We start from the raw sequence: 11,330 nt of genomic DNA, 5'->3' as shown, positions 1-11,330 counted from the left end.
ATGCTCATAATCGAGTTCCCCGGTCCGAATTCCGGCATGCCGAAATCCATCCCGATGAGGGGCCGTGCAGTAGTGGTTTGCCGCCGGTGCGGCTCAAGTGCTGCCCAGAGAACCGTTACGGCTCCGTGGCAGCTCGGAGTACATTACGGATCGCCCGGACCCGTGTCAACCTCGGCTAGGCCAAATGCCTCAGTCGAGGTCGCTCAGCCGTCCCTCGGCGTCGGGCTGGTCCTCCTCCACCCGGCGCAGCACGCGGGTCAGCATCTCGCCGAGGGCTCCGCGCTCCTCGCTGGAGAGGTCCTGGAGAAGGTCCGCTTCGAAGACCGTGGCCTGGCGCATCGCATCGACCCACTTCTCCCGGCCGTCCGGGGTCAGCTCCACGATGACGCGCACCCGGTTGTCCGCATCACGCTCACGAGTGACCAGGCCCTCGTTCACCATGCGATCGATGCGGTGAGTCATGGCGGCGGGGGTGAGGCCCAGCTTCTTGGCCAGGTCACCGGGTCCCAGGCGGTAGGGAGCCCCGGAGAGGACGAGCACCTTGAGGACTTCCCACTCGGAGTTGCTGATCCCCAGCGTGGCCGACTGGCGGCCGTAGGCGACGTTCATTCGCCGGGTGAGCCGGCTGAGCGCGCTGACGACCTGCTCCACCTGAGGATCCAGGGCCTGGAACTCGCGCTGGTAGGCCGCGATCTGCTCTTCGAGGCTCAGCAGGTCGTCCGGGTCGGGGGTCTCCGCCATGTGAAGAGTATGACACGAAACTCGTTGGCGCTGAAGTCCTTCGGTCTGTACTCTTAAGCATTGAAGTTTAGCTTCGAAGTCTTCAGGCATCGATCCTCCGGGCTGACCCCCAGGTCAGGCCCGTTGTCCTTTGACCCTCCTCGACCTAGGTAGGTGAGTGTGACCACCGCGATGGGCGCAGCGCTGCGCCGTATCCAGCTGGGCAACGCGCTGAGCGCGTTCGGCAACGGCTTCACGGTCCCGTTCCTCTTCGTCTATGTGGCGCAGGTGCGGGACCTCGGTTCGAATACCGCGGGCATGGTGCTCGCGACGTTCGCCGTGGCCGCGCTTGCCGTGCTGCCCTTCATCGGTCGGGTGATCGACCGACGAGGGCCGCTGTCCGTTGCCGTCGCGGGCGCGGTCGCCGCCGCTGTCGGATCCATGGGGCTCGGCCTGGCCGCGAGCGAGCCGCTGGTGATCGCCGCGGCCGGAGTGCTGGGCGCGGGCATAGCGGCCATACAGCCGGCGCTGGCCACGCTGATCGTCTGGTGCTCGACGCCGATCACCCGGTCGCGGGCCTTCGCCACCCAGTTCTTCCTCGGCAATCTGGGCCTCGGCCTCGGTGGGCTGCTCGGTGGGCTGTTGGTGGACACCTCCGCCGCCTCGAGCTTTGTGCGGCTCTTCGCGATCGACGCGGTGATGTTCCTGGTGCTCGGCGCGGCGGTGGCAACCGTAAGGCTGGAGCGGACGCCGGTGTTCGACGACCCGGTGCCGACCGTCGATGAGCGGCTCGGCGGCTCCGGCGGCTGGCGCGCCCTGCTCGGCCACCGCGCCATGATGCAGCTGTGCGTGCTGGGCTTCGTGATGTTCTTCGCCTGCTACGGCCAGTTCGAGTCCGGGCTGTCGGCGTTCGCGGTGGACGTCGCCCGGATATCGCCGTCGATGCTGGGCATCGCCCTGGCCGCGAACACGGCGGCGATCGTGCTGGCGCAGTTCGTCGTGCTCAAGCTGGTCGAGCTGCGGCGGCGTAGCCGGGTGATGGCGCTGGTCGGGCTGGTCTGGACGGTGGCGTGGTGCGCCGCCGGGACCGCCGGGCTGATACCCGGGAGCCAGGCCGTCGGCGTCACCGCGATCATCTCGGCGTACGCGCTCTTCGGGCTCGGTGAGGCGATGCTGTCGCCGACCGTCGCGCCGCTGGTCGCCGATCTGGCGCCGCCGTCGGCACTCGGTCAGTACAACTCGGCGTTCGCGCTGGTCAAGCAGCTGGCCCTGGCGGTGGGCCCGGCGGCCGGCGGGCTGATGGCAGGCGCCGGGCTGTATGGGGCGTACATCGTGACGCTGATCGTCTGCTCGCTCGGTATCACCGCGCTCGCGCTGATGCTCGGCAGGCGGCTCACGGCCGAGCAGGACAATCCGCTGCGGGCGGTCGCCGGGGCCGCGGTGCCCGCGCCGCGGGCGGCCTCGTCGGACGAGGTGACCACCGCGGCCTGAGCCGCCCGTCCACTCCGCCATCGCCCTGGCGCGGCGAAGGAGCCAGTCGGCTCCGCCGCGCCAGGGCGATCTGTCGGTCGGAGGCCAGGGCGATCTGTCGGTCGGGGACGGTCGTGTCCCCGCTCAGGCCCGTGCTGCCGGACCCCGTGGAGCTAGCCCGTCGGCAGGGCGAACTCGCACCACACCGCCTTGCCGCCGCCCGGTGTGCGGCGTGAGCCCCAGGCCGAGGCGATGGTCGCGACGATCGAGATACCGCGTCCGGCCTCGTCCACCGGTTCGGCCCGGCGACGGCGCGGCAGATGCTCATCGCCGTCCGTCACCTCGATGATCAGGCGGCGGTCGGTGCGGCGCAGCCGGAGCCGCATGGGTGGTGTGCCGTGCTGGAGGGAGTTGGCGACGAGCTCGCTGGCGGCGAGCACGCCCAGATCGCGCAGCTCCATGGGGAAGCGCCAGCTTGCGAGGACCCCTGAAGCGAAGGCACGGGCACGCGGTGCGGCCTCCACCCCGCCGAGGAGCTCCAGCGCGGCGTTGTGGAAGAGCTCCGCGTCATGTCCCGTACGGGCGGGGTGCTGGAGGACCAGCACCGCCACATCGTCGTCGTGCTCCGCGGTGATGCCCAGGGCCCTGATGAGGCGGTCGCACATCACCTGGGGCGAGCCGGTCGCGCCCGCGAAGACGCGCTCGAGCGCGGCCACTCCGTCGTAGATGTCCTTGTCCCGCCGCTCGACCAGTCCGTCGGTGTAGAGGACCGCGCTCGCCCCGGGGCCGAGTTGGACCGAGCCGGTGGTGTGCAGCCAACCTCCGGTGCCGAGGGGCGGTCCGGTGGGCTCGGAGGCGCGGCGCACGGTGCCGTCCGGGTCGCGGACCAGGATCGGCAGATGGCCCGCGGAGGCGTAGACGAGGCGGTTCTCGTTTGGGTCGTGGACGGCGTAGACGCACGTAGCGATCTGGTGGGGGTCGATCTCGGCGGCCAGGCCGTCGAGGAGTTGCAGCACCTCGTGCGGCGGGAGGTCGAGCCGGGCGTAGGCACGGACGGCGGTACGCAGCTGGCCCATGACGGCGGCCGCCCGCACACCGCGGCCCATGACGTCGCCGATGACGAGGGCGGTGCGGCCGGCGCCCAGGGTGATGACGTCGTACCAGTCGCCGCCCACCGCCGCGTCCGTGCCGCCCGGCTGGTAGGTGGCGGCCACCCGCAGATCGTCTGGCTGCTCCAGCCCCTGGGGGAGGAGGCTGCGCTGGAGGGTGACGGCCGCCTCACGCTGGAGGCGCTCACTGGCGCGCAGCCGCTCCGCGGATTCGACCTGGTCGGTGACGTCGGCGCCGAAGACCAGCACGCCGCGGACCGGCTCGGTGTCGGTGTCGGTGTCGGTGTCGGTGTCGGTGTCGGCGGGGACGGTCGCGGTGGCGACCGCCTCCGGCACGGCGACGGCCTTACGGACGACGCCTTCCCGGACCGAGCCGTCCACCGGCGTCCCGTCCACGGACGTTCCGTCCACCGGCGATCCGTCCACGCCCCCTTCCCCCGCCCGCTCGTCCGCCGGCCGCGCCGGGGCGACGACCTTCGGCGCGGCCATCTCGATCGGGGAGCAGGTGAAGGTGTAGTAGCCGTGGCGGGACCGGCCGGGGCCGGGGGCCGCGCCCTCCTGCCGCGGCCCGGGTGTGGTCGCCGGGCCGCCCGCGGGCACCCGCCGGGACTTGACCGTACGGGGCTTGCCGCTGCGCAGGACCTGGTCCATGAGCGGCAGCAGCCCCAGCTCCTTCAGCTCGGGCAGGGCCTGACCGGCGGGTGCGCCGGGGGTCCGGGAGCCGAAGAGCTCGACATAGGTGTCGTTGAGGTAGGCGATGCGGTGCTCGGGACCGTAGACCACCGCGACCAGCGCCGGCACCTGGCCGAGGAGGTCATGGGCGGACAGTCCGTCGAGGGTCGGGACGGTGGCGGGCGGCGCGGCGTCGGGCGGGGCGGCGGGAGGCTCACCGCGCCCCGAAGGGTCGGCGCTCTCGCCCCGGGCCGCCGGGACGGAGCCGCCGCCCGCGGTGGCCGCGGGCTTCGGCCGCCGCGCACCGCGGTCTGCCCTGGCGGCGATGCGTCGCTGGGTTCGGGGGAGCCGGGCGCTCCAGCGCGTGAAGTTCACTGCGGATTACCTCGTGGGGTGGTGGCTGAGCGGCGCGCCGGCGCGGGATCGGGGAGATGGGTGCGGGTACGGGGGACGACCCCCAGGGGAATGCAGCAAACTTCCGAATCCTCGCGATTGTCACTCTTTGCAGATACGAGCCCACCCATGGTCACACGACCAGTGTGGCCGACCGGACTGACATCCGTGAGACGCCGATCGCGGGAGGGGAGTTCCCGGCTCCGCCCCGATCGGCTCAACTGGCCCCGGGATGGCGACCGGTGTCCGCGGCGAGTTTGAACTCGGCGCGCGGGTTCTCCAGCGATCCCAGCGAGACGATCTCGCGTTTGAACAGCCCCGACAGAATCCATTCGGCCAGCACGCGTGCCTTACGGTTGAACGTCGGCACCCGGCTGAGGTGGTAGACGCGGTGCATGAACCACGCCGGGTAGCCCTTCAACTTGCGCCCGTAGACGTGTGCGACGCCTCTGTGAAGCCCCAGGGAGGCCACGGAGCCCGCGTACTTGTGCTCGTAGTCCGTGAGCTGCTGGCCCGCGAGCGCGGCGGACACGTTCTCGGCGAGGACCTTGGCCTGGCGCACTGCGTGCTGTGCGTTGGGGGCGCACTCCGCACCGGGCCGGTCGGCCGTCAGGTCGGGCACCGACGCGGCGTCCCCGGCCGACCAGGCGTGCTCCACGCCGTCAACCTGGAGGGCCGCGGTGCATTTGAGCCGGCCGCGCTCGTTCAGGGGCAGATCGGTGGAGGCGAGGATCGGGTGCGGTTTGACGCCCGCGGTCCACACGAGCGTGCGAGTGGGGAAGCGCGAGCCGTCACTCAGTGCGGCGATCCGGTCGACGCAGGAGTCCAGGCGGGTCTCCAGCCGGACGTCGATATTGCGGCCGCGCAGCTCCCGGACGGCGTACTTGCCCATCTCCTCGCCGACCTCCGGAAGGATCCGGTCGGTGGCCTCGACGAGGATCCACTTCAGGTCTTCGGGGGCGATGTTGTGGTAGTAGCGGACGGCGTACCGGGCCATGTCCTCCAGCTCGCCGAGCGCCTCGACGCCCGCGTAACCGCCGCCGACGAAGACGAAGGTCAGCGCCGCGTCGCGAACGTCCGGGTCCCGGGTCGAGGAGGCGATGTCCAGCTGTTCGAGTACGTGATTGCGCAGACCGATGGCCTCCTCGACGGTCTTGAAGCCGATGCCGAACTCGGCGAGGCCGGGGACCGGGAGGGCGCGGGACACGGATCCGGGGGCCAGTACCAGCTCGTCGTAGTGGATGTCGACCGTGCCGGTGCCCTCTTCCTCCGTGGCGAGGGTTCTCACGGTCGCGGTGCGTTTGCCGTGGTGGATCGCGGTGGCCTCGCCGATGACGACCGTGCAGTCGGGCAGGACCCGCCGCAACGGCACCACCACGTGGCGGGGCGAGATCGATCCGGCCGCCGCCTCGGGCAGGAACGGCTGGTAGGTCATATACGGCTCGGGGTCTACCACGATGACCTGCACCCCGCCGTGCCTCAGCTCCCGCTTCAGCTTTCGCTGGAGGCGCAGCGCGGCGTACATCCCGACGTAGCCACCACCGACAACGAGAATGCGCGCTGGTTCCTTCACCCTCCCATGAGGCACGCGCGACCGCGGTTTGTCCACAGGCCCGACGAATTGTGTGACCGGACGGCTCGCTCGGCCCCGAGTCGCGGAATCGGCTACACGTACGAAATGTCCGCAGGTCAGCCCCGGGATAGGTGGGGGCAAGCGGGCTGATAGCCGGAAAGAGGTGGTCTGCTGCTCTGATCGGGGGGCGTTCTGTCCCGAGCTACCCTCTTCTTTCTTGACCTGCGCTCAACTATGTTCGTACTTCGTCGGGGTTGTGACTGCCTCGACAGTCTGGGCGGGGAGTCTCCGGGGGGAGACATCATTACCGGGGGATCACTTATGCACCTTCAGGGTTCGTCATGGTCCGCAGCCGTCGCGTCGTCGGACGGAAACGGCGGACGGAACACACCGCTGCGCGTGGACGCGCAGCGCAATCTGGAGCACGTGCTGCGGGCGGCGCGCGAGGTCTTCGGTGAGCTGGGGTACGGGGCTCCGATGGAAGACGTGGCGCGCCGGGCGCGGGTAGGGGTGGGCACCGTCTATCGGCGGTTCCCCAGTAAGGACGTGCTGGTGCGCCGGATAGCCGAGGAGGAGACGGCAAGGCTGACCGATCAGGCCCGAGCGGCGCTGGGTCAGGAGAACGAGCCGTGGTCGGCGCTGGCCCGGTTCCTGCGTACTTCGGTGGCGTCCGGCGCGGGCCGGCTGCTTCCGCCGCAGGTGCTGCGGGTCGGGGTCGACGTGGAAACCGAGATCCGGCTGCCGCAGCAGCGGCAGGCGGCGTTAGCCGCACCGGCTCAGCCGGAGCTCCGGCTGGTCGAGCGGCCGATGGTCGCTGAGGACGAGCCGGACGACGCGGGCGCCGCGGCGCTGCTGGAGGTCGTCGGGCAGCTGGTGGAGCGGGCACGGGCCGCGGGTGAGCTTCGCCCGGATGTCACGGTCGCCGATGTGCTGCTGGTGATCGCCACGGCGGCGCCCTCGCTGCCGGACGCGGCACAGCAGGCGGCGGCCTCGGCCCGGCTGCTGGACATCCTGCTGGACGGGCTGCGGTCACGCCCCATGGGGTGATGCCGTCGGCCCCGGAGCGAGACACGTTCTCGTCTTCGCGCGCCGTTTCAGGGGGTGGGCGGCGCGTCTCGCCTCCTCCGTATGAGTGACGACATGTGATGGTCGGCCGGGGCATCGCGCCTGCTGCTCGTGTTCGCATCAGCGGGCGGGCGGCGGTGCGGCGCCCCGGTCGGCGGCTTTGGGGGCCACGTTGGCGGTTGCGGCCCGGTCGGCGGTTGCGGCCGGGTCGGCCTAGTCAACGGCGGCGTCAGTGGCATCAGTGGCATCGGCATCGTCGAGAGAGCTCAGCGCCTCGTCGAGCAGACAGAGGGCCTGCTCGGGGGTCAGGGTCGTACTCTCGGTGCGCAGCTTCTCCACCGCGTCCTGGCCCAGCGCTCCGCTCGCACGCGCCGCGGTCGCGCCGACGTCCTCGGCCACCAGCGGTGAGCGCGGCAGCCGACCGCGCCAGCCGTCGGCGGCGCCCAGCAACCGCGCGGCGAGCCGCTCGTGACCGCAGCCCGCCAGGAGCTCGGCCGCCGACTCCGCTTGATGGGCCAACAGCAGCTCCATGGAGTTCACCGCGAGGCCCTCGCTCAGCGTCTTCCGCAGCTTGCGCAGTCCGCCGACCAGATCGCCCTCCAGGCCGGTGATACGGGCATCCAGACCGTTGGCCACGACCCAGAACTGCGGTGGCGAGGTGCCGCGCAGCGCACGCTGTCGCGCGGCGTCGCAATACGTCCTGGCCCGCGCCAGATCACCGCGTACCAGCTGGGCCTCGCTGCGCACGATGTCGTTGAAGGCCAGCACGTCCTGGGTGCCGCAGCGCTCCGCCTCCTCCTCGGAGCGCTCCACCAGCCACAGCGCGCCGTCAACATCCCTCTCGTGGACGGCGAGGTCGGCGAGGCGGGTATAGAGGAACGGCACCTCGGTGTGGGCGCCGAGCTCCTGCGCGAGCCGCGTTGCCCTCTCGTAGGCGGCCCTCGCCTCCCCGAACCGGCCGCGATGGGTGGCAATCTCGCCGCGCGCGCCCTCCACCTGGGCGAGCATCCAGCGGTCGCCGACGCGGGCGGCCAGCTCACGCAGCTCTGCCAGATCGTCGCCGGCGCTCTCGACACCGCCCGGCATGTCGATGGCCATGTGGGTGCGGTACATCAGCGAGACGCCGAGTGCCCAGTCGTCGCCGTGGGTCCGGCAGTGGGCCACGGTCTGGTCCATGAGCGGCAGCATCTCGCCGCTGAAGCCCTGGATGACGAAGGCCGCGAAGGGCCACAACAGACCGGGGAAAGACGCGCTGCGGGGCCCTGGATGGTTCGCGTAGGCGTCGCGCATGCGTATGGCGGCGTCCCGGATCTCGGGGTCGCTCGGATCCGGGCCGGTGCCCTGCTCGGCGAGCAGGAAGAAGAGCAGCAGCCGCAGGTCCATGAACTGCCAGTACCGGGTGGCTTCCTCGTCGATGCCGTCCTCGCCGTCCGGTACTCGGGCCGGGATGAGCGGGAACTGGTCGAGGGGATGGCCGCCGCCCGGTGCCCGGTCCGCCTCGCCATCCGTGCCATGGGGGCGGCTCTCCAGGGCCAGGGCACGGCCGACCCATGCGGCGCCCTCGTCCCGGTAGTTGCGCAGCCACCAGAACCATGCCAAGTCGCGGATGAGCGCGAAGACGGTGCGCTCGTCCGCAGTGGTCAGGGAGCGGTGCAGCGCTGCCCGGATGTTGTCGAGGTCGGTCTCGACGAGGCGCAGCCAGGGCAGTTGTCCGGCGGAGCGCAGACGGGGCTCGGCAGTGCGGATGAAGTCCCGGAAGTGGGCGGTGTGACGGGCCATGGCGGCCTTGTTGTCGGCGCGGGCCGCGGCGTCCTCGGTGGCGCGCTCGCCGACGTACTCGCTGATGGTCTCCAGCATCCGGTAGCGGGGCTCGCCGCCCGCCGGGCCGGAGTGCTCCGCCGCCGCACCGTGCGACGGATGGTCGACGATCAGCAGCGACTTGTCGACCAGCGCCCCGAGCAGTTCCAGCACCTCGGCGGGCGCGATCCTGGCCTGGGGGCGCGGATGAGAGCGCGTCGGGGCGCGCGTCTCGGCGTACGCAACCGTGTCACCCGGCTCCGGCGTGCTCGCCATGGCGTCCGTAAGGACGTCACGGACGCCGACGCCGTCCTGGATGACGCCGTCGGCGTCCGTACCGTCCGTGTGACCCGTGCCGTCCGTAAGGGCACTCGCGCCGGGCGGGGCGTCCGCGCACACCGCCTCGGCCGCGGACAGGGTCCACCCGCCCGCGAAGACCGACGCGCGGCGCAGCACAGTGCGCTCGCGCGCGTCGAGGAGGTCCCAGGACCACTCGACGACGGCTCGCAAGGTCTGCTGGCGGGGCAGCGCGGTTCTGCTGCCGCTGGTCAGCAGGCGGAAGCGGTCGTCAAGCCGGTCCGCGATCTGGCGTGGGGTCAGCAGCCGCAGCCGCGCCGCGGCCAGCTCGATCGCCAGCGGCAGACCGTCCAGGCGGCGGCAGATCTCCGCGACCGCGGCCGCCGTGTCCGGTTCCGCCGCCGGGTCGAAGCCGGGCCGTACGGTGGCGGCGCGCTCGGCGAACAGCTGGTGGGCGGGGGCGGGCGGCAGCGGTTCCACCGGCCTTACGGTCTCGCCGGGCACCCCGAGCGGCTCCCGGCTGGTGGCGAGCACGGTCACCCCCGGGCAGTGCGCGAGCAGGGTCTCGGTGAGCCGGGCCGCGGTGTCGATGACGTGCTCGCAGTTGTCGAGCAGGAGCAGCAGTCTGCGGTCGGCGCAGTACTCGACGAGCCGACTCGTCGGATCCCCGCCGTCCACGCCCGTGGTGCGGCTCTCAAGACCGGAGGCGAGCAGCATGGTCTCGCGGCGGCCGACCGCGCTCAGGACGGCGCCGGGGACGGCGGAGGGCTGGTCGAGCGGGGCGAGTTCGGCTATCCAGACGCCGTCCGGATAGCCGTCCGTCACGGCCCCGGCGGCCTCCTCGGAGAGCCGGGTCTTACCGGAGCCGCCGGGGCCGGTAAGGGTGACCAGCCGGGCGCCCTCCAGGTCGCGGAGGATGTCGCCGATCTCTTTCTGACGGCCGACGAAGCTGGTGAGGCGGGCCCTGAGGTTGCCATGCGGCAGAGGCGGCACGGCGGTGCGCGGGCCCGCCTCCCGGCCGTCGACGCGGCTTGCGGCCCCGCCGTCGGTTCTTCCGCCCCCGGCCCGCCCGTCAAACGCGCCCCCGGCCCGCCCGTCGAACGCGCCCCCGGCCGCCCTGCGGCCGTCGATCGCGGTGCCGTCCGCCCAGGTCACGTCCCCGCTCCCCTCATGGCCGTCGGCCCTCGGCGGAGCGGCCTGCGCGGTGGGCCCCCAGCCGCGACGCTCTTGGGCCGACTCGGCGTCCGTCGTCAGCAGCCGTCTGTGGAGCTCCTTGAGCTCGGTTCCCGGGTCGGTGCCGAGGCGGTCGGCGAGGATCCTGCGGACGTCCTCGTACGCCGCGAGGGCATCGGCGGAGTGACCGGCCGCCCGCAGCGCGCGGATCAGCTGGGCATGGAACGTCTCGTCGAGCGGATGGTCCGCGACGAGCTCGCGCAGCTCCGGTATGACATCCGTAGGGCGGTCGAGGGCGAGGTCCGCGTCGATCCGGCGATGCAGCGCGGTCAGCCGGAGCGCCTCGGGGCGGGCGGCGGCAGCGTCCCGGTCCGGCAGGTCGGCGAGGGCCGGGCCGCGCCACAGGGCGAGCGCCTTACGGAGGGTGGCGGCGGCCGTCTCGAGGTCGTCGGCGTCCAGGGCGCGTATGCCCTCGTTCGTCAGCCGTTCGAAACGCAACAGGTCGACGTCGTCCTGGGGCGCGGCGGTCGCGAGGCGGTAGCCGCCGGGTGAGGAGACGACGGCGTCCCTGCCGATGGCCCGGCGCAACCGGCCGACGAGCGCCTGGAGCGCGGCGGGCGCGTCATGCGGAGGGTCGTCGGCCCACACCTCGTCGATCAGGGCGTCGACCGAGGCCGGGGCGGTGCGTGCGGCCCTTACGGCGAGCGCGGCGAGCAGCGCGCGGATCCGGGGGCCGCCGAGGGGGAGCGGGTCGCCGTGGTCGTCGCGCGCTTCGGTGGTGCCGAGGATCAGATACCGCACAGGGGCCATTCTCCTAGGTTGCGGATTGCCGCTGGGGAGATGGTGCGGAGCGGCGGCGGAGGGGTCCATTCGTTTTCGTCCGCCGTAAGGACACCGGCTTCCCGTCCGCCGTAAGAACGGCGGCTTCTGGCTTCCCGTGAGAACGCCGAGTTCCGGCGCCCGGCAAGCACCCCGGCTCCCTGGGTGCCAAGGGCGAACACCCCGGCTCCCTGAGCACGCAGGGCGAACACCCCCATTCCCTGGGCGTGAGGGGCGAACAC

The 11,330-nt window shown here is 72.0% G+C and carries 6 protein-coding genes; 2 read left to right on the top strand and 4 right to left on the bottom strand.

Annotation, left to right across the window (positions count from 1 at the left end):
• Positions 1-189 precede the first annotated feature (189 nt).
• On the bottom strand, positions 190-741 hold the full coding sequence (locus tag J2Z30_RS47010; RefSeq protein ID WP_044572066.1) for a MarR family winged helix-turn-helix transcriptional regulator: 552 nt from the start codon (positions 739-741) through the stop codon (positions 190-192).
• Between the two features lie 159 nt (positions 742-900).
• On the opposite strand from J2Z30_RS47010, the gene J2Z30_RS47005 reads away from it, so the two are divergent.
• On the top strand, positions 901-2,211 hold the full coding sequence (locus J2Z30_RS47005) for an MFS transporter (protein ID WP_044572068.1): 1,311 nt from the start codon (positions 901-903) through the stop codon (positions 2,209-2,211).
• A 152-nt stretch (positions 2,212-2,363) separates the two neighbouring features.
• On the opposite strand, the gene J2Z30_RS47000 is transcribed toward J2Z30_RS47005, so the two are convergent.
• Complete coding sequence (locus tag J2Z30_RS47000; protein ID WP_044572069.1) at positions 2,364-4,346, bottom strand: ATP-binding SpoIIE family protein phosphatase; 1,983 nt, start codon at positions 4,344-4,346, stop codon at positions 2,364-2,366.
• A 235-nt stretch (positions 4,347-4,581) separates the two neighbouring features.
• A complete protein-coding gene (locus J2Z30_RS46995) occupies positions 4,582-5,937 on the bottom strand; it encodes an NAD(P)/FAD-dependent oxidoreductase (RefSeq protein WP_044572072.1) in 1,356 nt (451 codons plus the stop codon).
• Between the two features lie 321 nt (positions 5,938-6,258).
• Between J2Z30_RS46995 and J2Z30_RS46990 the strand changes: the two genes are divergently transcribed.
• On the top strand, positions 6,259-6,984 hold the full coding sequence (locus tag J2Z30_RS46990) for a TetR/AcrR family transcriptional regulator (protein WP_044572074.1): 726 nt from the start codon (positions 6,259-6,261) through the stop codon (positions 6,982-6,984).
• 231 nt (positions 6,985-7,215) lie between these two features.
• Here J2Z30_RS46990 and J2Z30_RS46985 read toward each other — a convergent pair whose 3' ends face one another.
• The gene (locus J2Z30_RS46985) at positions 7,216-11,070 is read right to left on the bottom strand and encodes an AfsR/SARP family transcriptional regulator (RefSeq protein ID WP_044572076.1); all 3,855 of its coding nucleotides are present in this window, start codon (positions 11,068-11,070) and stop codon (positions 7,216-7,218) included.
• Positions 11,071-11,330 lie beyond the last annotated feature (260 nt).

It is taken from the genome of Streptomyces iranensis, from assembly GCF_017874715.1.
GTDB classification, from domain to species: Bacteria; Actinomycetota; Actinomycetes; order Streptomycetales; family Streptomycetaceae; genus Streptomyces; species Streptomyces iranensis.
The sequence above is the reverse complement of the archived record's forward strand: the minus strand, read 5'-3'. Positions and strand labels throughout refer to the sequence as shown.

Excerpts from the sequence above, each read along its gene's own strand:
- J2Z30_RS47010 (WP_044572066.1), bottom strand. The coding sequence starts at position 741 with ATGGCGGAGACCCCCGACCCGGACGACCTGCTGAGCCTCGAAGAGCAG.
- J2Z30_RS46990 (WP_044572074.1), top strand. The coding sequence starts at position 6,259 with ATGCACCTTCAGGGTTCGTCATGGTCCGCAGCCGTCGCGTCGTCGGAC.